The following is a 24,938-nucleotide window of genomic DNA, read 5'->3' on the forward strand; positions in this document are numbered from 1 at the left end:
CCAGCTCTGCTTCAGGCAGAGTTGGTTCGATCTGGTGCCTTTATCGTACAGGGGAATGTCCCATCGGCCCCTGTATTCGCAGCCGATGAGACCCGTGCCACCTACGATTGGTGCTTTTCTCCGTCGGTTCCCAGCCAACCGGCCAGCTTTCCGCCGTGTCCGACCGCGCGCAGCCGCCGCTCGGCCGCGTCCCGCACCGGGTCCGTCGCCACCACCAGGAGCTCGTCGCCGCGCCGCAGCACCGTCGTCGGCAGCGGCACGAACGATTCTCCGTCGCGGACGATCAGCGTGACCGCCGAGCCCGGGGGCAGCCGCAGCTCGCCCACCTCGACGCCGTGCATGCGTGAGCCCTTGGGGATGTCCACCGACAGGAGGTGTCCCTGGAGGCGCTCCAGGGGCGCGGACTCGATGCCGAGGTCGGCGGCCTCCGAGCCGTCGCCGAGCCGCAGCTTCCTGGCCAGCCAGGGCAGCGTGGGGCCTTGCACGAGGGTGTAGACGACGACCAGGACGAAGACGATGTTGAAGATCCGCTGGCTGTCCTCGACGCCGCTCACCATCGGGATGGTGGCCAGGATGATGGGCACGGCGCCGCGCAGGCCCGCCCAGGACAGCAGCGCCTTCTCCTGCCAGGGCGTGCGGAACGGCAGCAGGCTGAGCACGACCTCCAGGGGGCGTGCCACCACGGTCAGGACCAGGCCGATGAGGATCGCGTGCCAGGTGTCGTCGAGCAGGTCGTGCGGCGTGACGAGGAGGCCGAGCAGGACGAACATGCCGATCTGGGCGATCCAGCCGAGCCCCTCGGCGAAGCCGCGGGTGGCGGGCCAGTGTGGCAGCCTGGCGTTGCCGAGCACCATCGAGGCGAGGTAGACGGCCAGGAAGCCGCTGCCGTGCGCCATGGCGCCCGCGGCGTACGCGGTGACCGCGATCGCCATGACGGCGATGGGGTAGAGACCGGAGGCGGGCAGCGCCACGTGCCGCAGGCCGTAGGCGCCGAGCCAGCCGACCGCGATGCCGATCGCGGCGCCGATCGCCAGCTCCAGGGCGATCTTGCCGATCAGTACGTACCAGTCGTCCACCGGTCCCGCCGTGGAGAACGCCACGACGAGGATCACCACAGGGGCGTCGTTGAACCCCGACTCCGCTTCCAGGATTCCCGTCACACGGGAGGGGAGCGGCACCTTCCGCAGCACCGAGAAGACCGCTGCCGCGTCCGTGGACGAGACCACCGCACCGATGATCAGCGCCTGCCGCCACTCGAGGCCGACGAGATAGTGGGCTCCCGCGGCCGTGATGCCGACGCTCACCGCGACGCCGACGGTCGAGAGCACGGCCGCCGCCGGCAGCGCGGGCCGGATCTCTTTCCACTTCGTCCCGAGGCCGCCCTCGGCGAGGATCACGACCAGGGCGGCATAGCCGATGACCTGCGTCAGTTCGGCATTGTTGAAGTGGACGTCGCCGACGCCGTCCTGGCCCATGGCGACGCCGATGCCCAGGTACAGCAGCAGGCTGGGGAGCCCGCTGCGCGACGAGATGCGGACCGCCGCCACGGCGACGAGCAGGACGAGCGAGCAGACGAGCAGGAGCTGGTTGAGGTGGTGGACAGTCAGGGGCCGTTCCTTCCGCGCTGAGCCGAGTGCTCCGACGGGAAGCCGAGCACTACGTAGGAGTACTTCGTTACCTTACCTAATTGTTAACGCTTCCTTGACGCCTTCGAATGGTTATTCGATCTTTTGAGGCGCGGGTTCCTGACTCCGCGTCCGGAGCCGGAACGCCCTGCGCCTATGGTTGCTCCTGCGCTCCCAGAGCCGCCCAGTCGACAGCACAGCCCGCCCTGCCGCTCGCGTAAGGACAGCAAGGACAGCGATGCCCTCCAACACCACCGCCTCTTCCGGTCATAAGTCCGGCAAGAAGAAGGGGCGCCGAGCCCGACTCGTCGTGATCGTCCTGGTCCTGGCCATCGTCGGAGGCATCGGCTTCGGCGCGTACTGGAGCGTCAGCACCGTGCGCGCCTCCTTCCCGCAGACCAAGGGAACGATCAAGCTCGACGGCCTCTCGGGCAACGTCGAGGTGAAGCGTGACGGGAACGGAATCCCGCAGATCTACGCCGACTCCGACGCCGACCTCTTCATGGCCCAGGGTTTCGTCCAGGCGCAGGACCGCTTCTACGAGATGGACGTCCGTCGTCACATGACCTCCGGGCGGCTCTCCGAGATGTTCGGGAAGAGCCAGGTCAAGACCGATGAATTCCTGCGCACGCTCGGCTGGCACCGGGTGGCGAAGAAGGAGTACGACTCCAAGCTCTCGCCGGAGACGAAGAAGTACCTCCAGGCGTACGCCAAGGGGGTCAACGCCTACCTCGCCGGCAAGGACGGCAAGGACATCTCCGTCGAGTACGCGGCGCTCGGCTTCAAGAACGACTACAAGCCGCAGGAGTGGACCCCCGTCGACTCCGTGGCCTGGCTGAAGGCCATGGCCTGGGACCTGCGCGGCAACATGCAGGAAGAGATCGACCGCTCCCTGATGACGAGCCGCCTCGGTCCGTCGCAGATCAAGGACCTGTACCCGAAGTACCCGTACAAGCGGAACAAGCCGATCGTCCGCGAGGGCGCCTACAACAGCGTCACCGAGGAGTACGACCCCGACGCCACGGCCACCGACACGCAGACCGGCACCGGCACCGGTACGGGCACAGGAACCGGTACTGGCACAGGTACCGGAACGGGTACAGGCACGGGTACGGGCACTGGCACCGGCACCGGCACGGGCGGGACCGGCGGCGCGGCCGGGTCCGGCCTCGCGGGCGGCGCCCAGGCCCCCGACGGGCTCCAGTCGCAGCTCAACGGCCTCTCCGGAGCCCTCGACGAGGTCCCGGCCATCCTCGGGCCGAACGGCAACGGCATCGGCTCGAACTCCTGGGTCGTCTCCGGTGAGCACACCATCACCGGCAAGCCGCTCCTCGCCAACGACCCGCACCTGGCACCGCAGCTGCCCTCCGTCTGGTACCAGATGGGCCTGCACTGCCGGTCGGTCTCCGAGAAGTGCCGGTACGACGTCTCGGGCTACACCTTCTCCGGCATGCCGGGCGTGGTCATCGGCCACAACAAGGACATCGCCTGGGGCATGACGAACCTCGGCGCCGACGTCACGGACCTGTACCTGGAGAAGTTCACCGGGGACGGCTACCAGTACGACGGCAAGGTGCTGCCGTTCACCTCGCGCGAGGAGACCATCAAGGTCGCGGGCGGCAAGTCGAAGAAGATCACGGTCCGCGAGACCAACAACGGCCCGCTGATCTCCGACCGCGACGACGAGCTGGTCAAGGTCGGCAAGAAGGCCCACGTCGACACCGCGGCCCCCGACCGGGGCGACGGCTACGGAGTGGCGCTGCGCTGGACCGCGCTGACCCCCGGCAAGTCGATGGACGCCGTCTTCGAGCTCAACAAGGCGAAGAACTTCACGGAGTTCCGCAAGGCGGCCGCTTCTTTTGAAGTGCCGTCCCAGAACCTGATCTACGCCGACACCGACGGCAACATCGGCTACCAGGCGCCCGGCAAGATCCCCACCCGCGGCAAGGGCGACGGCTCGCTCCCGGCGCCCGGCTGGGACCGCGACTACCGCTGGACCGGCTACATCCCGCAGGACGCGCTGCCCTACGAGTACAACCCCGAGCGCGGCTACATCGTCACCGCCAACCAGGCCGTGATCAGCGACAAGTACCCGTACAAGCTCACCTCGGACTGGGGCTACGGAGCACGCAGCCAGCGGATCGACGACCTCATCCAGTCGAAGATCAAGAACGGCGGCAAGATCTCCACCGAGGACATGCGCCTCATGCAGATGGACAACAGCAGCGAGATCGCCAAGCTGCTCGTGCCCAAGCTGTTGAAGATCGACGTCAAGGACAAGTACGTCCGCGAGGCGCAGAAGCTGCTCGAAGGCTGGGACTACACCCAGGACGCCGACTCGGCGGCCGCCGCGTACTTCAACTCGGTCTGGCGCAACATCCTCAAGCTGGCCTTCGGCAACAAGCTCCCCAAGGAGCTGCGCGTCAAGGGGCAGTGCCTGAGCGTCGAGCCGGCCGGCAACACCGGCCCCGCCGACGAGGGCAAGAAGGTGCGCGAGTGCGGTGAGCGCGACGCCGACTCGGCCCAGCCGGACGGCGGCGACCGCTACTACGAAGTGATCCGCAGGATCATCGACGACGAGACCAACGCCTGGTGGAAGTCGCCCGGGACCCGCACCGACAAGGAGACCAAGACCCGCGACCAGCTGTTCGCGCGGGCCCTGGAGGACGCGCGCTGGGACCTGACCGCCAAGCTCGGCAAGGACATCGACACCTGGAGCTGGGGCCGCCTGCACCGGCTCACGCTGAAGAACCAGACGCTCGGCACCGAAGGCCCCGGCTGGCTGCAGTACGTCCTCAACCGCGGCCCGTGGAAGCTCGGCGGCGGCGAGGCTGCGGTCAACGCGACCGGCTGGAACGCGGCGGGCGGCTACGGAGTGCTCTGGGTGCCGTCGATGCGCATGGTGGTGAACCTCAAGGACCTCGACAAGTCCAAGTGGATCAACCTCACCGGCGCTTCGGGGCACGCGTACAACGCCCACTACACCGACCAGACCGACAAGTGGGCCAAGGGCGAGCTCCTGCCGTGGGCCTACACGGACAAGGCGGTCGAGGGCAGCACGAGCGACAAGCTGGTGCTGCGCCCCTGACGGTCGCGCACGGCACATCCTGAAAGGGCCCTCCACGCACGCGTGGAGGGCCCTTTCGGCGTTCCGAGGCCCATGACCGCCCCGGGCCTCAGCGGAAGCGGTGCGCCCCCGACGGCGTCACGACGGCGTGCACCGGCCGGTCGTGTGCCTCTTCGGGGAGGTGGGCGACGACTTCGGAGTCGTACAGGAGCACCACGAGCGCGGGGTCGGCGGCCGCGCGCTCCAGGCGGGCAAGGACGCGGTCGTACGAGCCGCCGCCCCGCCCGAGCCGCATCCCGCGCGCGTCCACGGCGAGCCCCGGCAGCAGCACGGCGTCCGCCTCCAGGACGGCGTCGGGCCCGAGCCGCGCCCCGGAGGGTTCCAACAGTTCGATCTTCCCCAGATGTTGTACGCGGACGAGCGAGCCCTCCCCGTCGTACACGCCCCAGTCCAGGTCGTTGTCCGGGAGCAGCGCCGGGAGCAGGACGCGGGTTCCACGCGCGTGCAGGGCGTCGAGCAGTGCGCGGGTGCCGGGCTCGCTCCCCACGGAGACGTACGCCGCGACGGTCCGCGCGCCGGCGAGCTCCGGCAGTTCCAGAGCGCGCTCGGCGAGAGCCGCGGCCGCCTTCCGCACGTCATCGGCAGTCAACCCGCTTCTCACCGCGAGGAAGTCTCGCCGCAACATCCGCTTGGTTGGCTGGCCGTCTGCTCCGGTTCCGCCGGTTCGGCTCACAGGGATCTCCCAAATCGTTCCTGGTCGGCGCATATGCCGAGAAATTATCTGGACCCACAGATTCCGCACATACACACCGGATATGGTGGGCGCCATGACTGAGTCTCAACCCCCCCACAGCAGGATCACCAAGGCGGTCATCCCCGCGGCGGGCCTCGGCACTCGCTTCCTGCCGGCCACCAAGGCGACCCCCAAGGAGATGCTGCCGGTCGTCGACAAGCCGGCGATCCAGTACGTGGTCGAGGAGGCCGCGTCCGCGGGTCTCGACGACGTCCTCATGATCACGGGACGCAACAAGCGCCCCCTGGAGGACCACTTCGACCGCAACTACGAACTGGAGTCCGCCCTCCTGAAGAAGGGCGACGAGGCCCGCCTCGCCAAGGTCCAGGAGTCCAGCGACCTCGCGACGATGCACTATGTGCGCCAGGGCGACCCCAAGGGGCTCGGTCACGCCGTCCTGTGCGCCGCACCGCACGTCGGCCGGGAGCCGTTCGCCGTACTCCTCGGCGACGACCTCATCGACCCGCGCGACCCGCTCCTCGCCCGCATGGTCGAGACGCAGGAGCGGCACGGCGGCAGCGTCATCGCCCTCATGGAGGTGGCCCCCGAGCAGATCCACCTCTACGGCTGCGCGGCGGTCGAGGCCACCGAGGACGGCGACGTCGTCAAGGTCACCGGCCTGGTCGAGAAGCCCGACGTCGCGGACGCGCCCAGCAACTACGCGGTCATCGGCCGCTACGTCCTGGACCCCGCCGTCTTCGACGTCCTGCGCAAGACCGAGCCGGGCCGCGGCGGCGAGATCCAGCTCACCGACGCCCTCCAGCAGCTCGCCGCGGACGAGAAGATCGGCGGCCCTGTGCACGGCGTGGTCTTCAAGGGCCGCCGCTATGACACCGGTGACCGGGGCGACTATCTGCGTGCCATTGTCAGACTCGCGTGCGAACGTGAAGATCTGGGCCCGGACTTCCAGGCCTGGCTTCGCAGTTACGTCACCGAGGAGATGTAGCACTTTGAGCAGCAGCACGACGACACCGACCACCGGCCGGCCCGAATTCTGGTCGGTGGAAGAGCATCTGGACGACATCCTCGCGACCGTCCGCCCGCTCGAACCGATCGAGCTCCAACTCCTCGACGCCCAGGGCTGCGTCCTGGTCGAGGACGTCACGGTGCCCGTCTCGCTGCCGCCCTTCGACAACAGCTCCATGGACGGTTACGCGGTGCGGGTCGCCGACCTCGCGGGCGCGAGCGAGGAGTTCCCCGCCGTCCTGACGGTCATCGGCGACGTGGCCGCGGGCGCGGGCGCGCAGCCCACCGTCGGCGCGGGCCAGGCCGCCCGCATCATGACCGGCGCCCCGCTGCCGCCCGGCGCCGAGGCCGTCGTCCCCGTGGAGTGGACCGACGGCGGTCTGGGCGAGGGCCCCGTCTCCGGGATGCGCGCCCACAGCACCGCCCCCGAGGGCGCCTCCGGAGAGGTCCGCGTGCACCGCCCCGCCGAGGCACGCGCGCACGTGCGCGAGCGCGGCAGCGACGTCCGGGCGGGCGACCGGGCCCTGTCCGCGGGCACCGTCCTCGGCCCCCCGCAGATCGCCCTGCTCGCCGCGATCGGCCGCGGCACGGTGAAGGTACGCCCGCGCCCGCGCGTGGTCGTCATGTCCACCGGCAGCGAACTGATCCAGCCCGGCGAGGAGTTGGCGGCCGGCCAGATCTACGACTCCAACAGCTTCGCCCTCACCTCCGCCGCCCGCGACGCCGGAGCCATCGCCTACCGCGTGGGCGCGGTCGCCGACGACGCCGAGACGCTGCGCTCCACCATCGAGGACCAGCTGATCCGCGCCGACCTCGTCGTCACCACCGGCGGCGTCAGCGTGGGCGCCTACGACGTCGTGAAGGAGGCCCTGACCTCCATCGGCGACCCGGACGCCGAGGACGGCATCGCGGCGGGCAGCGGCGTGGAGTTCCGCAAGATCGCCATGCAGCCCGGCAAGCCGCAGGGCTTCGGCTCCATCGGCCCCGACCACACCCCGCTCCTCGCGCTGCCGGGCAACCCCGTCTCCTCGTACGTCTCCTTCGAGCTGTTCGTGCGCCCCGCGATCCGCACCCTCATGGGCCTTCCGGAGGTCCGCCGGCCCACCACGCGCGCGAAGCTGGTGTCGGACAAGGCGCTGCACTCGCCCGAGGGACGCCGCCAGTTCCTCCGGGGGAGGTACGACGCCGCGGCGGGCGAGGTCACGCCCGTCGGCGGAGCCGGCTCGCATCTGATCGCCGCCCTGGCCCACGCGGACGCGCTGATCGTCGTCCCCGAGGACACCACATCGGTGGAGCCCGGCACGGACGTCGAAGTGGTCCTGCTCGGCTGAGGAGGCCGCCCGCGCGGTACCGTGTCGCGCACAACAGGCCCGCGCGCCGCACCGCGCGGAGCCCGGACCGGGAGCGCCAAGCACATGACCGCGATTTCCCGGGGGGACACCCCCGGAGCCCCTGACCAGCAGCGACTGACCCACATCGACGAGGCGGGCGCGGCCCGCATGGTCGATGTGTCCGCCAAGGACGTGACCGCGCGCACCGCCCGCGCCAGCGGCCGCGTCCTGGTCTCGCCGCGCGTGATCGAGCTGCTGCGCGGCGAGGGCGTGCCGAAGGGCGACGCCCTGGCCACCGCGCGGATCGCCGGGATCATGGGCGCCAAACGCACGCCGGACCTGATCCCGCTCTGCCATCCGCTGGCCGTCTCCGGAGTGAAGCTCGACCTCTCCGTGGCGGACGACGCCGTCGAGATCCTCGCCACGGTGAAGACGACCGACCGCACGGGCGTCGAGATGGAGGCCCTCACCGCGGTGAGCGTCGCCGCCCTCACCGTCGTCGACATGGTGAAGGCCGTCGACAAGGGCGCCGTCATCACGGACGTACGGGTGGAGGAGAAGACCGGCGGCAAGTCGGGGACGTGGAGCCGGGAAGGAGCCGGGGCGTGAGCGCGGGTGACGGGCACGCACGCGTGGAGCACGACGCGGCGCCGCAGGCGGGTCGGGAGCCGGGTGGGACGCCGCGGCAGACAGGACAGGACGCGTCGGCGGGCGGCGCCCTGCTCGCGCCGTACAGCGCGCTCGTCGTGACCGCGTCGAACCGTGCCGCCGCGGGCGTCTACGCCGACCGGGGCGGGCCGATCCTCGTCGAAGGGCTCACCGCCCTCGGATTCGCCGTCGACGGGCCGCAGGTCGTCCCCGACGGCGACCCCGTCGAACAGGCCCTGCGCGCGGGCGCCGAGGCCGGTTACGACGTCATCCTCACCACCGGCGGCACCGGCATCTCGCCCACCGACCGCACCCCCGAGGCCACCCGCCGCGTCATCGACCACGAGGTGCCGGGCATCGGCGAGGCGATCCGCGCGTACGGCAGGGACAAGGTCCCCACCGCCGTGCTGTCGCGCGGGCTCGCCGGCGTCGCGGGCCGGACGCTCATCGTGAACCTGCCGGGCTCCACCGGAGGCGTACGCGACGGACTCGCCGTCCTGGAGCCCCTCCTGAGGCACGCCGTCGACCAGTTGCGGGGCGGCGACCATCCCGGCCCGCCGGGGGGTGTGAGCTGAACGGCTCCTCCTGGCCCGTCGAGCTGACGGACGGCGACATCGCCCTCCGTCCCATAAAGATGCGTGACCAGCGGGCCTGGCGCGACGTCAACCGGCGCAATCGCGACTGGCTGCGCCCCTGGGAGGCCACGATCCCGCCGCCCACCCCCAGCGGCCCGATCGTGCACCGCCCCACCTACCGTCAGATGGTCCGCCATCTGCGCGCGGAGGCCAACGCGGGCCGGATGCTGCCGTTCGTCATCGAATACCGGGGCCGTCTCGTCGGGCAGTTGACGGTCGCGGGGATCACCTGGGGATCGATGTGCTCGGGGCACGTGGGCTACTGGGTCGACGAGTCCGTCGCGGGCCGCGGGGTCATGCCGACCGCCGTGGCGCTCGCCGTCGACCACTGCTTCCGCTCGGTGGGGCTGCACCGTATCGAGGTCTGTATTCGCCCCGAGAACACGCCGAGTCGACGGGTCGTGGAGAAACTCGGATTCCGCGAGGAGGGACTCCGTCCGCGGTATCTGCACATCGACGGCGCGTGGCGGGATCACCTCGTCTTCGCGCTCACGACCGAAGAGGTCCCGGAAGGGTTGTTGCGCCGCTGGCACCAGGCGCGACCTCGGAACACGGCCTAGCGGACCGTCACCTCCGCCGTCACCTCCGCAAATGAAATAAGTGTTCGAAATTGATCGCGGATGGTCCGGCAGAGGCGGGTATGAGACTTGTCTCAGGCATTAATTTCCCGCTGCTGACGCGTCGTTGATCGCATCAGTCACAAAAAAAGTTCGAGATATCAGCCAGATCGTGCGACACACCGGCGCAATTGGCAGATGGCCTCACGCAAACCCCTCTACCGTGTGAGCGTGAGCAGCAGCGGCCTCATCTACGCAGTCATCGTCGGGGCCTGGGCCGCCTACTTGGTGCCGATGTGGCTCCGTAGGCAGGACGAGCTGAACGAAGCCCGTCCGACGGAACGCTTCAGCACCGCCATCCGGCTGCTGTCCGGACGGGCGGGGATGGAGCGCCGATACGCCAGGGACCTGCAAGCGCGCTCGCCCGAGGAAGGGGAGTCGCTCGACGACCCGGACGTCATCACCGGTTCGGTGGACGTCCGGTCCTTCGTCGCGCCCCCGTCCGACACGGCGGCATCCCGACCGGACCGGGCCGACCGGCCCGACCGGGCGGAGCGCGAACCCGAACGCGAGCGGGAGCACGAGCGCGAGCCCGAACGTGCACCCGCACCCGCACCCCGTGCCAAGGCCCCCGCCAAGGACCCGGCCGCCAGGCCCACGCCCGCACAGCGCGCCGCGTCGGCGGAGGCCGCCGCGCGCGCCCGGCGCGTCAAGGTCCTCGCCCGGCGCCGCCGCACGACGGTGCTCCTCTTCCTCGCCTTCACGGCCGGCACGGTCGTCGCCGCGGTCGGCGGGCTCGCCTTCCTGTGGGCGCCCGCCGGGCCCGCCGTGCTGCTCAGCGCGTACATCGTCTATCTGCGGGGCCAGGAGCGGCGGCGCTTCACCTACACGATGGACCGGCGCCGGGCCGAGGCCGCGGCGCAGCGGCTGCGCGAGCGGCAGCCCCGCCGCAGGCCCGCGGGCACGGAGCACGTCGCCGACGGAACGGCGGAGGATGGACCGGCGCTCGAGACGGAGACCGGGCTCTCCGCGCTCGCCGCGGACCGCCGCGCCCTCGTCGAGCAGACCGACCACGCCGAGTGGGTCGACCAGCAGCGCGAGCGGCAGCGCGGCCCGGGCCGGGGCGACAGCTGGGACCCGGTCCCGGTGCCGCTGCCGACCTACGTGACCGCGCCGGTCGCCCCGCGCGCCACCGGCAGCGTCGACCTGGGCGCGCCCGACGTCTGGAGCTCCGTGCGGTCCAGCACGGCGGAGCCGGCCGCCGAGCGCGCGGCCGAGCGGGAGCGACCGGCCGCGGGCCCGGGGGACATCGACGGAGCCGAGGGTGCCGACGCGGGCGGCGGCCGCAGCGACAAGCGCCGGGCGGCGTCCGCGCGGCGGGCTCGCGAGCGCGGCCGCACGCCGCTCTTCGACCAGTACGAGGACGGCGACCGGCCGCGCGCGGCCAACGAGTGAGGCGCGGGGAGGTCCGCACCGGCTGACCAGCCAGGAACGGATTTCCAAGCACCCGGATCGGGATGCTAGAGTTTCACTCGTTGCAAGGGCCTGTGGCGCAGTCTGGTAGCGCACCTCGTTCGCATCGAGGGGGTCTGGGGTTCAAATCCCCACAGGTCCACTGCACATGAGATCCCGTCCAGTTCATCGAACTGGGCGGGATCTTTGCGTTGCGGTACGCGAGGCCGGGCTCCGCGTGTGGTCTCCGTGTGGGTTGTCCGGCTGTGGATACATTTGATCCATGGTGTCCCCTTTGCGGGTTGGCGTGATCTGCGGCACTTCTCTGGCCGCCGTGCTCGTGGGCGGGTGTGCCGAGCCCCGGGGGCTGCGGGTGGAGGGGCCCGCGCTGCGGCCCACGCGAGTGGCGGGGCCCGTCTATGTGGCCGACGTGTCGGGGCGGCCGCTGCAGCAGCCGGCCGAGGTGGAGCTCACCGAGTCCGTCGTCGTCGCGGAGCTGAGCTGGCGGGACTGGGGCGGGCCGACCGCGCGGGCCACCGGGAAGCTCGGCGGCCCGTGGTGCGGGCCCGGGTGCCGTGACAGGCCGTACGACGCGACGCTGACGCTCAGCGGTCTGGAGCGGCCGGAGGGCGTGGCGTACTACCGGCGGGCCGCCGTCGAGCCGAGGAAGCCGGAGGAACTGCCCGCCGCGGCGGTGAACGTGCAGTTCCAGGGAATCCGGCTGTCGGCGCCGGACTTCTGAGGGCACGGGCATGAGTGTGGGGATGGGGCTGCGCGCCAAGATCGGGCTCGCCATCGCGGCCACCGCGGCCGTGGTGGCCGCGGTGATGGGGCTCCTCGTGCACCACCGCACCGTCGACGCGCAGTACGCGGCCGCGCGCAGTCAGATCGGGGACCGGCTGCGGACCGCCGTGCAGGACCACGCGGCCGGGATCGACGGGGACCGCACCCTCATCGACCCCGTCGACCTGCCGGGGCCGCTCGCCGGGGCCGTCGCGAACGGGCGGTGGGGCGTCTATCTGGACCGGAGCGGGCGGGTGCCGCAGCTGTGGGCGGCGAGCAAGTACGGCAAGGAGGTCGTCGCGCTGAAGCGCCCGTACGACAGGGAGACGGAGACAGTACGGGATCTGGACCGGGTCCTGTGGATCTCCGGGGGCATCGGGACGGCGCTCGCGTGTGGGGCGGGGCTGCTCGTCGCCACGCGGCTCGGGCGGCGCCTCAGGAGGAAGGCCGGGGCGGCGCGGCGCATCGCCGACGGGGATCTGACGGCGCGGTTGCCCCTGCACGGCAAGGACGAGATCACTCAGCTCGCGGCCGCCGTGAACACCATGGCCGACGCGCTTGCCGCGCGGTTGCAGGCGGAGCGCGAGGTGACGGCGAACATCGCGCACGAGCTGCGTACGCCGGTGGCCGGCATGGTCACGGCGGCGGGGTTGCTGCCGCCAGGGCGGCCGTCCGAGCTGGTGCGGGAGGCCGCGGGGCGGCTGCGGGAGCTTGTCGACGACGTCATCGAGGTGGCGCGGCTCGATGGGGCGGGGGAGCAGGTTGCCGCGGAGGCGTGTGAGCTGGGGGTGGTCGTGCGGAGGTCTGTTGCGGCGGGGGTTGCTGGAGCTGCCGGGGCCGCCGGGGCCGACGGGGTGGCCGGTGTGACGGTGGATGTTGTGCGGGACGTGGAGGTGGTCACGGATCCGCGGCGGGTGGAGCGGGTGGTTGCCAACCTCGTCAGCAACGCGTTGCGGCACGGGGCGGTGCCTGTGGTGGTGGAGGTCGACGGTGGGGTGGTGCGGGTGCGGGACTCCGGGGGTGGGTTTCCGGAGTCCTTGTTGTCCGGGGGGCCGCAGCGGTTTCGGAGTGGGGGTGGGGAGGAGGGGGTGGGGCTTGGTCTTGGGCTGACCATTGCTCAGGGGCAGGCGCGGGTGTTGGGGGCGGGGTTGCGGTTCGCCAATCCGGTGGGGGGTGGGGCGGTGGTCGAGTTCGACCTGCGGTCGGCTGTGCGGTGACCCTCCGGGGGGTGCGGGGTTGTCCGTGCGGGGTTGTCGTCTGCGGGTTTGTGGGGGCTGGTCGCGCAGTTCCCCGCGCCCCTGAGTGGGCTGGGCGTGTTGTTTTGCGTGCCGCCCGTCTGTGGCTTGTTGCGCAGTTCCCCGCGCCCCTGAGTGGGTTGAGCGTGTTGTTTTGTGTGCTGCCCGTCTGTGGCTTGTTGCGCAGTTCCCCGCGCCCCTGAGTGGGCTGGGGGTGTTACAGGAGTTTTGCGTAGCAGCGGCTCAAGTTGTCGAAGCGGTAGTAGCCGAACTTTTCCTCGGCGGGGGTGTAGCCGCTGGAGGTGTAGAGGGCTATCGCCTCCGGCTGCTTCGTGCCTGTTTCCAGGACCATGCGGGTGCGGCCCGCCGCCTTCGCGTCGGCCTCCAGGGCCGCGAGGATGCGGCGGGCGAGGCCCAGGCCCCGGGCCTCCGGGGTGACGTACATGCGCTTCAGCTCGGCGTCGCCGTCCTGGTAGTTCTCCTCGTTCCGGTCCATGCCGCGCCAGCCGCCGGTGGCCAGCGCGGTGCCGTTGTCGTCGTACGCGATGAGGTAGAGGCCGCGTGGTGGCTCGAACATGGTGGGGTCGAGGGGGGTGAGGTCGCCGTCGTCGCCGTAGCGCTCGGCGTATTCGAGCTGGACGCGGTCGTTGAGGCGGACGGCGTCCGGGTGCGCGAAGGTGACGGTGCGCAGCTCGATGCGGGGAGGGGTGGGGGTGGTGCGGGGCTGGGCGGGTATGGGGGCGGCGGTGTCGCGGGCCTGGATATTCATGCGCTCCATCGTACTTCTATGCGTAACGGATGAGAGTGGTGTCGTCCAGTGTGCCGGTATCGTGCCGGGATGCTCACTGTGACCAGCGTGAATGTGAACGGCCTGCGCGCCGCCGCCAAGAAGGGCTTCGTGGAGTGGCTCGCCGGGACCTCGGCCGACGTGCTCTGCCTCCAGGAGGTGCGCGCCGAGGCGCATCAGCTGCCGGACGAGGTGCGGGCCCCCGAGGGCTGGCACGTCGTGCACGCGCCCGCGGCCGCCAAGGGGCGCGCCGGTGTCTCGCTGTACACGCGCCGTGAGCCGGACCGGGTGCGGATCGGCTTCGGGTCCGACGAGTTCGACGGCAGTGGGCGGTATGTCGAGGCGGATCTGCCCGGTGTCACCGTGGCCAGCCTGTATCTGCCCTCCGGCGAGGTCGGCACCGAGCGGCAGGACGAGAAGGTCCGGTTCATGAAGGAGTTCCTCGACTACCTGAAGGAGCTCAAGGCGCGGGCCGCCGCCGAGGGGCGGCACGTCGTCGTCTGCGGCGACTGGAACATCGCCCACCAGGAGGCCGACCTCAAGAACTGGAAGGGCAACAAGAAGAACTCCGGGTTCCTGCCCGAGGAGCGCGCCTGGATGGACGAGGTCTTCGCGGAGTACGAGGACGTCGTGCGGGCCCAGCACCCGGGCGTCGAGGGCCCCTACTCGTGGTGGTCCTACCGCGGGCGCGCCTTCGACAACGACACGGGCTGGCGCATCGACTACCACGTCGCGACGGCCGGACTCGCCGAGCGCGCGGTGAAGGCGTACGTCGAGCGGGCCGCGACCCACGCCGAGCGGTGGAGCGACCATGCGCCCGTGACGGTGGTCTACGACCTGTAGGCCCTCGATCCGCGCATCCCCGGGGGCATGGGGAGGGCCATAGGAGTGGCCGGTGGCGGGGCGCGGGTGCAAAGTCCGGCAGAAGGCTGTCCCTCGCCCGCCCGGCATGGCAGATTGCGGTCGCGCACATGACCAACTGCCGAGCTTTCGGGGGGACTTCATGTCGGCCGTGCCCAGAGCCGCGTCCACATCCGCCACGCCGTCGAGACGTGCCGTCGTGCTGGGCGCGGCGGGTGCCGGGATCGCGGCGGCGCTGCCCGCCACCCGGGCGTACGCGACGGGCGGCGGTGGCGGGGTGCCCGCCGGAACGCCGCCCGTCCTGCTGACCGAGCAGGCGAGCCGGCGCCTCCTCGTCCTCGACCCGCGGCGCCGTGTCTGGGACCCGGCCGCGGAGCCGTCCGTCGTGCGCTGGCAGTTCTCGCCGCTCGGCGACCCGCGCTACAAGGACCTGCGGCCGGACGAGAGCTGGGTGTATCCGTGCGAGGCGAAGGTGCGGGTGCACCGGAAGCGCACGTACGTCCTGACGACGGCGTCGTTCGGCTTCGTGGCCGTCGTCGAGCACCCCTCGGGCAGGCGGTACTGGGGTGCGGCGCTCGGACCCGGGGACGATCTGTTCAACCCGCACAGCGCCGAGATCCTGCCCGACGGCAATGTGGCCGTCGCGTGCAGCACGGGCGCGCTGGTGCGGCTGTACGCGGCGTCGCGGGGGCCCCGGGCCACGCGGTACGCGGAGGCGACGCTCAAGGGCGCGCACGGGCTGCACTGGGACGGCGCGCGTGAGGTGCTGTGGGCCATCGGTGACGACGAGTTGGTGTCGTACGCGGTGGGCGGCACGGCGGGGCGGCCCACGCTGACGCGGACGTACGCGGTGGGCCTGCCGGTCGGGACGCCGGGCCGGACGCCCGGCGGGCACGACCTCTTCCCCGTGGCGGGGCGGCCGGGGCGGCTGTGGGTGACGACCAACGCGGCCGTGTTCCAGTACGAGCCGGACAGCGGCGCCTTCCTGCGGGACTTCGCCGGGGCCGAGGAGATCTCCCGCAAGTCCGTCAAGGCCGTCGGCGACGACCCGCGCACCGGGCAGGTCCTGACCACCGTGCCGGAGAGCGGGCTCGACGAGACCTGGTGGACCACGACGGTGAGCGTGCACCGGCCCGCGAGCAGCTACAAGCTCGTCAATGGGGGTATTTACAAGGCCCGTTGGTGGCTGCCCCGCTGAACCCGTAATGACTGGCCGGTCGGTCAGGGCTTCTTGAGGCGCCTGTCCAGGGCCATGGACAGCTCGGCCTCCACCACGCTCTTCGCGAGCGGGCGCAGCTGCTCGATGTCGACCTCCGCGGTGTCGGGCGTGTGGGTGCGCATGACCGTGATGAACAACTCCGCGAGCGCGTCGGCGTGTTCGCGGACGCGCTGGCCCGCCTCCAGGACCGCGGCGAGCGGAACTCCCTTGCGCACCAGGGTGGATGAGGCGTCGAGCAGGCGGCGGCTGATGTGGACCAGTTCGTCGCCGTCGGTGCCGAGGTAGCCGAGGTCCAGGGCGGCGACGAGGTTCTCCGGGGTGACCTCGCCCGCGAAGTGGTCGGCCAGCTCCTCGGGGGTGAGGCGGACCGGCTGCTCCTCCGTCGGCTCGCCGAGGCCGAGGAGTTCGCCGACGTCACGGCCCTTCTCGAAGGCGTCGGCGAGTTCGGCGATGCCGTTGAGCGTGTGGCCGCGCTCCAGGAGGGCGGCGATGGTGCGGAGTCTGGCCAGGTGGTGCTCGTCGTACCAGGCGATGCGGCCCTCGCGGCGCGGTGGCGGGATGAGGCCGCGCTCGCGGTAGAAGCGGACGGTGCGCACGGTGATGCCGGCCGCCTCGGCCAGCTCCGCCATGCGGTACTCGCGTACGTCTCCGGGTCCGCTGTCACGTTCGTCTGCCACGGGTGAAGCCTATGCCGTGCCACGTCGGGGGCGCGGTCGCGTCTGCCGCGGCGGGGTTCACTGCGGGTGCGGCTTGTTGTTGGTTGCTCGCGCAGTTCCTCGCGCCCCTGGCGGGGCGCGGGGCAGTCGACCGTGCTCGACCCCTACCCATGAGTACGGAACTGCCCTACTCTCCAATTGCGCCAGTAACCACTGGCATGGTTCGCGAACTTCCGGGAGGCGGCGGAATGGCAGAGCACGAGCACGTACGAGTGGCGGTGGTCGGTTCCGGGTTCGGAGGCCTCGGCGCGGCCGTGCGGCTGCGCCGCGAAGGCATCACCGACTTCGTCGTCCTGGAGCGGGCCGGCGCGGTGGGCGGCACCTGGCGCGACAACAGCTACCCGGGCTGCGCCTGCGACGTGCCCTCGCACCTGTACTCGTTCTCCTTCGCGCCCAACCCGGACTGGCCGCGCACCTTCTCCGGGCAGGAGCACATCCGGGAGTACCTGGAGCACGTCGCCGACACGTTCCGGCTCCGCCCGCACATCCGCCTCGACACCGAGGTGAAGCTGATGAGCTGGGACGCCGACCGGCTGCGCTGGACGATCGAGACCAGCAACGGCACCTACACCGCCGACGTCGTCGTCTCCGCCACCGGACCGCTCTCCGACCCGAAGACCCCCGACATCCCGGGCATCGACACCTTCCCCGGCAAGGTCTTCCACTCGGCCCGCTGGGACCACGACTACGACCTGCGCGGCAAGCGCGTCGCGATGATCGGCACCGGCGCCTCCGCCATCCAGATCGTGCCGGAGATCCAGAAGACGGTCGGCAGGCTCACGCTCTTCCAGCGCACGCCCCCGTGGGTGATGCCGCGCGCCGACCGCGCCATCACCGGCGCCGAGCGCTGGCTGCACAAGCAGCTGCCGTTCACCACCCAGGCCCGGCGCGGCATCCTGTGGGGCATCAGGGAGCTGCAGGTCCAGGCGTTCACCAAGCGGCCCAACGAGCTCGGCATGGTGGAGCAGCTCGCCAAGCGCAACATGTACCGGGCCATCAAGGACCCCGCGCTGCGGGCCAAGCTGACCCCGACGTACCGCATCGGCTGCAAGCGCATCCTGCTCTCCAACACCTACTACCCGGCGCTCGCCAAGCCGAATGTCGACGTCGTCGCCAGTGGCCTGGCCGAGGTGCGCGGCAACACCGTCGTCGCCGCGGACGGCACGGAGGCCGAGGTCGACGCGATCATCTTCGGCACCGGCTTCCACGTCACGGACATGCCGATCGCCGAGCGCGTGGTGGGCGACGAGGGCCAGACCCTCATGGAGAGCTGGAAGGGCGGGATGAACGCGCTGCGCGGCGCGACCGCGGCCGGCTTCCCCAACTGGATGACGATCATCGGCCCGAACACCGGGCTCGGGAACTCCTCCATGATCCTCATGATCGAGTCGCAGCTGAACTACATGGCCGACTACCTGCGGCAGTTGGACCTCCTCGGAGGCCGCGCCGCCCTCGCCGCCCGGCCCGACTCCGTGAGCGCCTGGAACCGCCGGGTGCAGGAGCGGATGAAGCGCACCGTGTGGAACACCGGCGGCTGCAACAGCTGGTACCTCGACGAGAACGGCGTCAACACCACGGTCTGGCCCGGCACCACCACCGAGTTCCGGGCGGCGACGCGACGGGTCGACCTCTCCGAGTACGAGGTGCTGCGGGAGCCGAGGGCGCTGAAAGCCGTGCCCGACACCCGTGCCGCGGAGAAGTCCGGGACGGCGAAGGTCGAGGCCGGGGCATGAGCCGACGACTGACACCAGTGGCGAGCGGGCCCTACGCGCCGCCCGCCCCCGCGCGCGAACTGACCGCCGTCTCCGCCGACGGGGCCCGCGTCCACGTCGAGGTGCACGGCCCCGAGGGTGCGCCCGCCGTGGTACTCGCCCACGGCTGGACCTGCTCGACCGCCTTCTGGGCCGCGCAGATCAGCGCACTCCGCGCCGGTCACCGCGTCATCGCGTACGACCAGCGGGGGCACGGGCGCAGTGACGCGCCCGGGGCCGCAGACGGATACAGCACGCAGGCGCTCGCCGACGACCTCGAAGCGGTCCTGGCGGCGACGCTCGCGCCGGGTGAGAAGGCCGTGCTCGTGGGGCACTCCATGGGCGGCATGACCATCATGGCGGCGGGCGGCAGGGACAAGGTCCGTGAGCACGCGGCCGCCGTTCTGCTGTGCAGCACGGGGAGTTCGGCGCTGGTCGCCGAGTCGCTGGTGGTGCCGCTGCTGCGGGCAGGGCGGGCGCGGACGCGCGTCACGCGGTCGGTGCTCGGCTCGCGCGCGCCGCTCGGACCCGTCACGCCGCTGGCCAAGCGCGTCCTCAAGTACGCGACGATGGGGCCCGGCGCGTCACCGGACAAGGTGGAGGCCTGCGCGCGGATCGTGCACGCGTGCCCCCGGGACGTGCGGTACGGCTGGTCGCACGTCCTTGAAGGGCTGCAACTGGACGTCGAAGTGGGTGAGTTGCGGGCGCCCACCGCCGTCATCGCCGGCACGGTCGACCGGCTCACGCCCGTCGTGCACGCGCGGCGGATCGCGGCCGCGCTGCCCGAGTGCCTGGGGCTCACCGAGCTGACCGGGGTCGGACACATGACGCCCATCGAGGCACCCGAGGCGGTCACCGCGCGGATCGCGGAGCTCGTCGGAACGTACGTACAGGTCGAGCAGGGCACACCGGGCGAGCCGGTCGAGCCGGTCAAGGAGGACGCATGAGCAGGGTCAGCCTGGAGGGACAGGTCGCGGTCGTCACGGGGGCGGCGCGCGGAGTCGGTGAGCTGCTCGCGCGCAAGCTGTCGGCGCGCGGCGTGCGGGTCGCGCTCGTCGGCCTGGAGCCGGACGAGCTGAAGCAGGTGTCGGAGCGGCTGCACACCGAGTCCGCGTACTGGCACGCGGACGTCACCGACCACGCGGCGATGGCGCGGGTCGCGCAGGAGGTCAAGGAGCACTTCGGCAAGGTCGACATCGTCGTCGCCAACGCGGGCGTGGCCGGCGGCGGGCCCTTCCTGGAGTCCGACCCGGACGCGTGGCGCCGCGTCATCGAGGTCAACCTCATCGGCAGCGCGGTGACCGGCAGGGCCTTCCTGCCCGTCCTCATGGAGAGCCGCGGCTACCTGCTGCAGATCGCCTCGCTCGCCGCGATCACCCCGGCGCCGATGATGACGGCGTACTGCGCGTCGAAGTCGGGCGTCGAGGCGTACGCGCACGCGCTGCGGGCCGAGGTCGGCTACAAGGGCGTCAAGGTGGGCGTCGGCTATCTGTCCTGGACCGACACGGACATGGTGCGGGGCGCCGACCAGGACGAGGTGATGCGGGAGTTGCGGCAGCGGCTGCCGTGGCCGTCGAACAAGACGTACCCGCTGGGTCCCGCCGTGGACCGGATCGTGGCGGGCATCGAGCGGCGCTCCAGCCATGTGTACGCGCAGTGGTGGCTGCGGGGCATGCAGGGCGTCCGCGGCTATCTGCCCGCGGTCATCGGCTCGGTCGGCCAGCGCGAGATGCGGCGCTTCGAGCCGCGGCTCGGCAACGTGTCGACCGGTCTGGTCGGCGCGGGCGGTTCGGCGGACGAACGGGAGCGCGCCGCCGGTTGAGCCGGCGTCGCGTGGCCGTACGGAGCGCAAAGGCCGTACGCAGCACAGAGGCCCCCGGCGTCCCGGGGGCCTCCTCGCACGAGCTCGACGTCAGGCGTCAGGCCTCGTAGTCGCGGTCGAACTTGTCCCGCTGCTCCTGCGCGGCGTCACGGGCCTGGTCCGGCGCCTGCGAGGACCGCTCACTCGCCTCGTCCTGGGCCTGCGAGGCGCGGTCGCGCGCCTGGTCGCCCTTCTCGCCCATGGAGCCCTTGGCCTTGTTGGCGAGGTCCTGAGCCTTGTCCTGGAACTGGTCCTTGATGCCCATGCGGTTCACTCCCGTTGTTGGGTGGGGGGATGGGGCCTCGATCAGATTTACATGGGCTGGCATTCTTCGCATTTCGATCATGTGGCCAGGTCAGGAGCGTGGTCACGGCCGGTGCGGCCGCGGCGGCAGGGGCGGCCTGCTGCGGTCCGGCACGTCCGAGTAGTCGGGGGGCGTGACCGCCGGGTTCCGCTCCAGGAGCTCCAGCGCGAGCCGTACCGCGTCGTCGAGTTGGGCGTGCCGGCCCTCCGCCCAGTCCAGCGGCGTCCGCAGGACGTCGAGGTCCGGGGGCACGCCGTGGTTCTCCACGCCCCACCCGTACGCGTCGAACCAGCCCGCGTTCATCGGCACCGTGATCACCGTGCCGTCGCCGAGCGCGTGCCGCCCGGTCATGCCGACGACACCGCCCCAGGTCCGCTGGCCGACGACCGGGCCGAGGCCGAGCAGCTTGAAGGCCGCCGTGATCATGTCGCCGTCCGAGGACGTCGCCTCGTCGGCGAGGGCCACCACCGGGCCGCGGGGCGCGTTCGAGGCGTACGAGACGGGCTGGGCGTTCCGCGTCAGGTCCCAGCCGAGGATCTTGCGCGTCAGCTTCTCGACGACGAGTTCGCTGATGTGGCCGCCCGCGTTGCCGCGCACGTCGACGATGAGGGCGGGCCGGGACACCTCCATGCGCAGGTCGCGGTTGAACTGCGCCCAGCCCGAGCCGCCCATGTCGGGGATGTGCAGATAGCCGCACTTGCCTCCGCTCAACTCCCGTACGACCTCCCGGCGTTTGGCCACCCAGTCCTGGTAGCGCAGGGGCCGTTCGTTGACGAGCGGGACGATCGCGACCCGGCGGGGCGGGCCCTCGCCCTCCGCGGGTTCGAAGGTGAGCTCGACGGTCGTGCCGCCCGCCGCCGCGAGCAGCGGGAAGGGGCCGGTGACCGGGTCGACCGGGCGGCCGTCGATGTGCGTGAGGATCGCGCCTTCCCTGATGCCGGACCCGGCGAGCGGCGAGCGCGCCTTGGAGTCGGAGGACTCGCCGGGCAGGATCCGCTGGATCATCCAGCCACCGTCGCGGTGCACGAGGTTGGCGCCGAGGAGGCCCATGGCGCGCTGGTAGTGCGGCGGGCCCTCGTTGCGGCGGGCGGCGGAGACGTACGCGTGCGAGGTGCCCAGTTCGCCGAGGACCTCGCGGAGCAGGTCGGCGAACTCGTCGGGGGACGCGACGCGTTCGACAAGGGGCCGGTACTGCGCGAGCACCCCGTCCCAGTCGATGCCGGACATCCCCGGGTCCCAGAAGTAGGCGCGGATGATCCGGCCCGCCTCCTCGTAGGCCTGGCGCCACTCGGCTGCCGGGTCGGCCTCGTGCAGGATGCGGCGCAGGTCGATCCAGACGGTGGTGTCGGCGTCGCCCGCCTCGGTGGCGGGCACGGCGCTCAGGTCGCCGTCGTCGACGACGACGAGCCGTGAGCCGTCGCCGCTGAGCGCGAACCAGTCCAGGTGGTCGACGAGCTGGGACTTCTTGGCCTTGGCGATGTTGAAGTATTCGAGGGTGGGGCGGCCCGAGGTGTCGGCCGGGTTGACGAAGGTCTCGCCGAGCGCGCCCGAGATCGGCCAGCGCAGCCAGACCAGGCCGCCGCCGCTGACGGGGTGCAGCGCCGAGTACTTCGACGCGGCGACCGGGAACGGCGTGACCCGGGACGCGAGCCCCTCCACCTCCACCGTCGTGGTGCCGTCGCCCCCGCTGCCGTCGGCCGGGTCGAGGCCGCCCGCCACCGGGCGCCCGTCGGGCAGCAGCGCGAAGGGGGAGGGGGTCGCCGAGGAGAGCGGTACGAGGTAGGGGCGGCAGCCGAGGGGGAAGGACAGGTCGCCGGTGTGCACGTCGTAGACGGGGTCGAAGCCGCGCCAGGAGAGGAAGGCGAGATAGCGGCCGTCGCGGGTGAAGACGGGGTTCTCGTCCTCGAAGCGGCCGTTGGTGACGTCGACGATCGTGCGGGGGCCGGGACCGGCGATGCGGGCCAGCTTGATCTGGCGCAGGGAGCGGCCGATGCCGGGGTGCGACCAGGCCAGCCAGCAGCCGTCGGGGGAGAAGGCGAGATCGCGGACGGGCCCGTTGACGGACCGGATCAGCTCGGTGACCCCGCCGCCCGAGCCCTCCGAGCCCTCCGAGCCCTCCGAGCCCTCCGAGCCCTGCGAGCCCTGCGAGCCCTCCGGGTCCGCCGCGTCCTCCGAGGTGTCGACGAGGAGCAGCCGGCCGTCGTTCGACGCGATGGCGAGGCGTTCACCGTCGCGGTCGGCGACCATCTCCTGGACGCGGCCGAGCCGCCCGCTCGCCAGCCTGCGCGGCTCGCGGGCGCCGCTGGCCCGCGGCAGATAGGCGATCTCGATGGCGTCCTCGCCCTCGGCGTCGGTGACGTAGGCGACCTGTCCGCCGTTGCCGAGCATCTCGGGAAGGCGGACCCGCACGCCCGGGGTGTCGGCGATGGTGCGGGCCGGGCCGTCGCGGTGGGTGAGCCAGTAGAGCGAGCCGCGTACGACGACGGCGCTCGCCCGGCCCGTCGCGTCCACGGAGAGCGCGTCGAGGTGCTGCGCGGCCGGCACCTGATAGACCCGCCGGCCGGCGCGCGGCCCGCCGAGCCGCACGTCGAGGCGGCGCGGCACGGAGTCCGCCGCGAGGTCGTCGACCAGCCAGATGTCGCCCGCGCACTGGTAGACGACGCGGGTGCCGTCACTGGCCGCGTGCCGGGCGTAGAAGGCGTCGTGGTCGGTGTGGCGCCGCAGGTCGGAGCCGTCGGGCAGGCAGGAGTAGAGGTTGCCGATGCCTTCGTGGTCGGAGAGGAAGGCGATGCGCCCGGCGACGAACATGGGCGAGTCCAGGTGCCCGTCGAGGTCGGCGAGGATCTGCTCGCCGTGCACCCACAGGCGGCCCGTCGCGCCGCCCCGGTACCGCTTCCAGGCGGCGGGTTCGTGCGGCGGCTTGCCGGTGAGGAGCAGCGTCTTGCGGTCGCAGTCGCTGTCGGCGAGGGAGTCGGTGATCGCGATGTCCCAGACCGGGCCCCAGGGCAGCTTGCCGCCCGGGGAGCCGTCGAGGGGCACGCTGTAGGCCCAGCAGAGGTGCGAGAAGGGCTCGCCGTGCGAGGACACGGCGAGGATGTCGCCGTCGGGGGACCAGCCGCAGACCCGGGTGTCGGTGCTGCCCCAGTAGGTCAGGCGGCGCGAGGGGCCGCCGCCCACCGGTGCGAGGTGGATCTCCGGGTCGAGGCTGCGCCACGTCGTGTACGCGATGTGGCGGCCGTCCGGTGAGAAGCGGGGATGGCTCACCTTGGTCCGGTCGACGGTGAGCCGCCAGGCCCGGCCCGCGGGGGTGCCCGCGGGGGAGAGGGGGGCCACCCACAGATCGTCCTCGGCGGCGAAGCAGAGGCGGTCGCCGCTGAGGTGCGGAAAACGCAGGTAGGCCTGGTCGGCGTGGTCGTCCTGGGCATCGTCGCGCGCGTCGGTCACCTGTCCATGCTTTTCCGCTCCGGGGGCTGCGGCAACTTCTGCCGGACAACGGATGTGACACGTGATGCAGCGCACGTACGAAACGGTTTCGTTTCGTTAGGCGGACGGCGTACAGTCTTGGCGTACTCAAGACGTACGAAACAGTTTCGTACGAGGTGGTTTCGTGCACGGTAGTTACGTACGAGGCGACCCGGGCACCCGGAGGAGGTGGAGACCATGACCGAGGCGGCACCGGCACGGCGCAGCAGGATCACGCCCGAGCGCGAGGCCGAGCTCTACGAGGCCGTGCTCGACCTGCTCCGCGAGGTCGGCTACGACGCGCTCACCATGGACGCCGTCGCCGCCCGCACCCGCTCCAGCAAGGCCACCCTCTACCGCCAGTGGGGGAGCAAGCCGGAGCTGGTCGCCAAGGCGCTGCGGCACAACAAGCCGACGTCCCTGGCGGACATCGACACCGGGTCGCTGCGCGGCGACCTGTACGAGATGGTGGCCCGCTCGGACGACTGCCAGATGGAGAAGGACGCCGCGCTGATGCGGGGCCTGTTCCATGCCGTGCACGACAACCCCGAACTCCACCAGGCGCTGCGGAACCTGCTCATCGAGCCGGAGCTCACCGGCCTCAACGACCTGTTGCGCAGAGCCGTGGACCGCGGCGAGATCGCCGCGGACAATCCGGCGCTGAAGTTCGCCGTCCACATGATGGTCGGCGCCTTCGTGGCCCGGGACCTCATCGAGGACCGCCCGGTCGACCGCGACTTCCTCGCCTCCTACATCGATGCCGTGATCCTCCCCGCCCTCGGCGTCTGACCCTCCCCACCCCTGCACCTGACGTCACGCACCGCTCACGTCGTCGGGCTGATCCCCCCTGCCCACATCCGGACACACGACCTGACCGGGAGTACG

The 24,938-nt window shown here is 71.5% G+C and carries 21 protein-coding genes and 1 tRNA gene; 16 read left to right on the forward strand and 6 right to left on the reverse strand.

Translation table 11 applies throughout. From position 1 onward, the window contains the following. Positions 1-101: 101 nt before the first annotated feature. On the reverse strand, positions 102-1,607 hold the full coding sequence (locus ACH4D5_RS18245) for a potassium/proton antiporter (protein ID WP_398303755.1): 1,506 nt from the start codon (positions 1,605-1,607) through the stop codon (positions 102-104). Between the two features lie 256 nt (positions 1,608-1,863). Between ACH4D5_RS18245 and ACH4D5_RS18250 the strand changes: the two genes are divergently transcribed. Further along, positions 1,864-4,713 (forward strand): penicillin acylase family protein, encoded by a 2,850-nt coding sequence (locus ACH4D5_RS18250; protein ID WP_398303359.1) that lies wholly within the window; start codon positions 1,864-1,866, stop codon positions 4,711-4,713. 88 nt (positions 4,714-4,801) lie between these two features. Here the strand turns inward: ACH4D5_RS18250 and ACH4D5_RS18255 are convergent, their stop codons facing one another. Continuing rightward, the gene (locus ACH4D5_RS18255) at positions 4,802-5,377 is read right to left on the reverse strand and encodes a 5-formyltetrahydrofolate cyclo-ligase (protein WP_398303361.1); all 576 of its coding nucleotides are present in this window, start codon (positions 5,375-5,377) and stop codon (positions 4,802-4,804) included. Between the two features lie 142 nt (positions 5,378-5,519). Here ACH4D5_RS18255 and galU point away from each other — a divergent pair, with 142 nt between their 5' ends. The 9 genes from galU to ACH4D5_RS18300 all read left to right on the forward strand — a co-directional run bounded on the left by galU (position 5,520) and on the right by ACH4D5_RS18300 (position 13,074). After that, positions 5,520-6,431, forward strand: a complete 912-nt coding sequence (gene galU, locus ACH4D5_RS18260; protein ID WP_398303363.1) for a UTP--glucose-1-phosphate uridylyltransferase GalU — start codon at positions 5,520-5,522, stop codon at positions 6,429-6,431. A gap of 4 nt (positions 6,432-6,435) precedes the next feature. Beyond that, on the forward strand, positions 6,436-7,782 hold the full coding sequence (gene glp / locus ACH4D5_RS18265) for a gephyrin-like molybdotransferase Glp (RefSeq protein WP_398303365.1): 1,347 nt from the start codon (positions 6,436-6,438) through the stop codon (positions 7,780-7,782). 84 nt (positions 7,783-7,866) lie between these two features. Further along, positions 7,867-8,391 carry a cyclic pyranopterin monophosphate synthase MoaC gene (moaC, locus tag ACH4D5_RS18270; RefSeq protein ID WP_362998686.1) on the forward strand — a complete coding sequence of 175 codons (525 nt, stop codon included), beginning with the start codon at positions 7,867-7,869 and terminating at the stop codon, positions 8,389-8,391. Positions 8,392-8,501: 110 nt separating this feature from the next. Then, positions 8,502-9,005 (forward strand): molybdenum cofactor biosynthesis protein B, encoded by a 504-nt coding sequence (locus ACH4D5_RS18275; RefSeq protein WP_398303757.1) that lies wholly within the window; start codon positions 8,502-8,504, stop codon positions 9,003-9,005. Next, on the forward strand, positions 9,002-9,625 hold the full coding sequence (locus tag ACH4D5_RS18280) for a GNAT family N-acetyltransferase (RefSeq protein WP_398303759.1): 624 nt from the start codon (positions 9,002-9,004) through the stop codon (positions 9,623-9,625). The genes ACH4D5_RS18275 and ACH4D5_RS18280 overlap by 4 nt, the downstream gene beginning before the upstream one ends. Positions 9,626-9,853: 228 nt before the next feature. Further along, positions 9,854-11,077: a gephyrin-like molybdotransferase receptor GlpR gene (gene glpR, locus ACH4D5_RS18285; RefSeq protein ID WP_398303367.1), complete on the forward strand. Its 1,224-nt coding sequence runs from the start codon at positions 9,854-9,856 to the stop codon at positions 11,075-11,077. A gap of 86 nt (positions 11,078-11,163) precedes the next feature. Further along, positions 11,164-11,237 (forward strand) — tRNA-Ala (locus tag ACH4D5_RS18290). Between the two features lie 120 nt (positions 11,238-11,357). After that, a complete protein-coding gene (locus tag ACH4D5_RS18295; protein ID WP_398303369.1) occupies positions 11,358-11,816 on the forward strand; it encodes a hypothetical protein in 459 nt (152 codons plus the stop codon). Positions 11,817-11,826: 10 nt separating this feature from the next. Beyond that, positions 11,827-13,074, forward strand: a complete 1,248-nt coding sequence (locus ACH4D5_RS18300) for an ATP-binding protein (RefSeq protein ID WP_398303371.1) — start codon at positions 11,827-11,829, stop codon at positions 13,072-13,074. 235 nt (positions 13,075-13,309) lie between these two features. On the opposite strand, the gene ACH4D5_RS18305 is transcribed toward ACH4D5_RS18300, so the two are convergent. Then, positions 13,310-13,861, reverse strand: coding sequence for a GNAT family N-acetyltransferase (locus ACH4D5_RS18305; RefSeq protein ID WP_398303373.1), 552 nt, complete (start codon positions 13,859-13,861; stop codon positions 13,310-13,312). A gap of 69 nt (positions 13,862-13,930) precedes the next feature. Here ACH4D5_RS18305 and ACH4D5_RS18310 point away from each other — a divergent pair, with 69 nt between their 5' ends. Next, positions 13,931-14,722, forward strand: a complete 792-nt coding sequence (locus tag ACH4D5_RS18310; protein ID WP_398303375.1) for an exodeoxyribonuclease III — start codon at positions 13,931-13,933, stop codon at positions 14,720-14,722. Positions 14,723-14,882: 160 nt separating this feature from the next. Beyond that, positions 14,883-15,938: a DUF6528 family protein gene (locus ACH4D5_RS18315; protein ID WP_398303377.1), complete on the forward strand. Its 1,056-nt coding sequence runs from the start codon at positions 14,883-14,885 to the stop codon at positions 15,936-15,938. Positions 15,939-15,961: 23 nt separating this feature from the next. Here ACH4D5_RS18315 and ACH4D5_RS18320 read toward each other — a convergent pair whose 3' ends face one another. Further along, a complete protein-coding gene (locus tag ACH4D5_RS18320) occupies positions 15,962-16,588 on the reverse strand; it encodes a MerR family transcriptional regulator (RefSeq protein ID WP_398303761.1) in 627 nt (208 codons plus the stop codon). A gap of 275 nt (positions 16,589-16,863) precedes the next feature. On the opposite strand from ACH4D5_RS18320, the gene ACH4D5_RS18325 reads away from it, so the two are divergent. From ACH4D5_RS18325 to ACH4D5_RS18335, 3 genes are read left to right on the forward strand one after another with little or no spacing between them, the layout of a single operon-like run. Beyond that, a complete protein-coding gene (locus tag ACH4D5_RS18325) occupies positions 16,864-18,408 on the forward strand; it encodes a flavin-containing monooxygenase (protein WP_398303379.1) in 1,545 nt (514 codons plus the stop codon). Beyond that, entirely contained in the window at positions 18,405-19,373 is a 969-nt protein-coding gene (locus tag ACH4D5_RS18330; RefSeq protein WP_398303381.1) for an alpha/beta fold hydrolase, read from the forward strand. Before ACH4D5_RS18325 ends, ACH4D5_RS18330 begins: the two co-directional genes overlap by 4 nt. Further along, entirely contained in the window at positions 19,370-20,248 is an 879-nt protein-coding gene (locus ACH4D5_RS18335; protein WP_398303383.1) for an SDR family oxidoreductase, read from the forward strand. The genes ACH4D5_RS18330 and ACH4D5_RS18335 overlap by 4 nt, the downstream gene beginning before the upstream one ends. A 97-nt stretch (positions 20,249-20,345) precedes the next feature. On the opposite strand, the gene ACH4D5_RS18340 is transcribed toward ACH4D5_RS18335, so the two are convergent. Both ACH4D5_RS18340 and ACH4D5_RS18345 read right to left on the reverse strand, forming a co-directional pair. Continuing rightward, the gene (locus ACH4D5_RS18340; protein WP_398303385.1) at positions 20,346-20,552 is read right to left on the reverse strand and encodes a hypothetical protein; all 207 of its coding nucleotides are present in this window, start codon (positions 20,550-20,552) and stop codon (positions 20,346-20,348) included. 102 nt (positions 20,553-20,654) lie between these two features. Further along, positions 20,655-24,035, reverse strand: a complete 3,381-nt coding sequence (locus tag ACH4D5_RS18345; protein WP_398303386.1) for a S41 family peptidase — start codon at positions 24,033-24,035, stop codon at positions 20,655-20,657. Positions 24,036-24,251: 216 nt separating this feature from the next. Between ACH4D5_RS18345 and ACH4D5_RS18350 the strand changes: the two genes are divergently transcribed. Continuing rightward, the gene (locus tag ACH4D5_RS18350) at positions 24,252-24,842 is read left to right on the forward strand and encodes a TetR/AcrR family transcriptional regulator (RefSeq protein ID WP_398303388.1); all 591 of its coding nucleotides are present in this window, start codon (positions 24,252-24,254) and stop codon (positions 24,840-24,842) included. Positions 24,843-24,938 lie beyond the last annotated feature (96 nt).

It is taken from the genome of Streptomyces sp. NPDC018029 (assembly GCF_044327655.1).
Classification (GTDB): domain Bacteria; phylum Actinomycetota; class Actinomycetes; order Streptomycetales; family Streptomycetaceae; genus Streptomyces.

Bases quoted from the DNA above. Each gene is read 5' to 3' on its own strand.
- ACH4D5_RS18250 (WP_398303359.1), top strand. From the start codon at position 1,864: ATGCCCTCCAACACCACCGCCTCTTCCGGTCATAAGTCCGGCAAGAAG.
- ACH4D5_RS18255 (WP_398303361.1), bottom strand. From the start codon at position 5,377: ATGTTGCGGCGAGACTTCCTCGCGGTGAGAAGCGGGTTGACTGCCGAT.
- galU (WP_398303363.1), top strand. From the start codon at position 5,520: ATGACTGAGTCTCAACCCCCCCACAGCAGGATCACCAAGGCGGTCATC.
- moaC (WP_362998686.1), top strand. From the start codon at position 7,867: ATGACCGCGATTTCCCGGGGGGACACCCCCGGAGCCCCTGACCAGCAG.
- ACH4D5_RS18295 (WP_398303369.1), top strand. From the start codon at position 11,358: ATGGTGTCCCCTTTGCGGGTTGGCGTGATCTGCGGCACTTCTCTGGCC.
- ACH4D5_RS18300 (WP_398303371.1), top strand. From the start codon at position 11,827: ATGAGTGTGGGGATGGGGCTGCGCGCCAAGATCGGGCTCGCCATCGCG.
- ACH4D5_RS18305 (WP_398303373.1), bottom strand. From the start codon at position 13,861: ATGAATATCCAGGCCCGCGACACCGCCGCCCCCATACCCGCCCAGCCC.
- ACH4D5_RS18310 (WP_398303375.1), top strand. From the start codon at position 13,931: ATGCTCACTGTGACCAGCGTGAATGTGAACGGCCTGCGCGCCGCCGCC.
- ACH4D5_RS18315 (WP_398303377.1), top strand. From the start codon at position 14,883: ATGTCGGCCGTGCCCAGAGCCGCGTCCACATCCGCCACGCCGTCGAGA.
- ACH4D5_RS18320 (WP_398303761.1), bottom strand. From the start codon at position 16,588: ATGGCGGAGCTGGCCGAGGCGGCCGGCATCACCGTGCGCACCGTCCGC.
- ACH4D5_RS18325 (WP_398303379.1), top strand. From the start codon at position 16,864: ATGGCAGAGCACGAGCACGTACGAGTGGCGGTGGTCGGTTCCGGGTTC.
- ACH4D5_RS18330 (WP_398303381.1), top strand. From the start codon at position 18,405: ATGAGCCGACGACTGACACCAGTGGCGAGCGGGCCCTACGCGCCGCCC.
- ACH4D5_RS18335 (WP_398303383.1), top strand. From the start codon at position 19,370: ATGAGCAGGGTCAGCCTGGAGGGACAGGTCGCGGTCGTCACGGGGGCG.
- ACH4D5_RS18340 (WP_398303385.1), bottom strand. From the start codon at position 20,552: ATGGGCATCAAGGACCAGTTCCAGGACAAGGCTCAGGACCTCGCCAAC.
- ACH4D5_RS18350 (WP_398303388.1), top strand. From the start codon at position 24,252: ATGACCGAGGCGGCACCGGCACGGCGCAGCAGGATCACGCCCGAGCGC.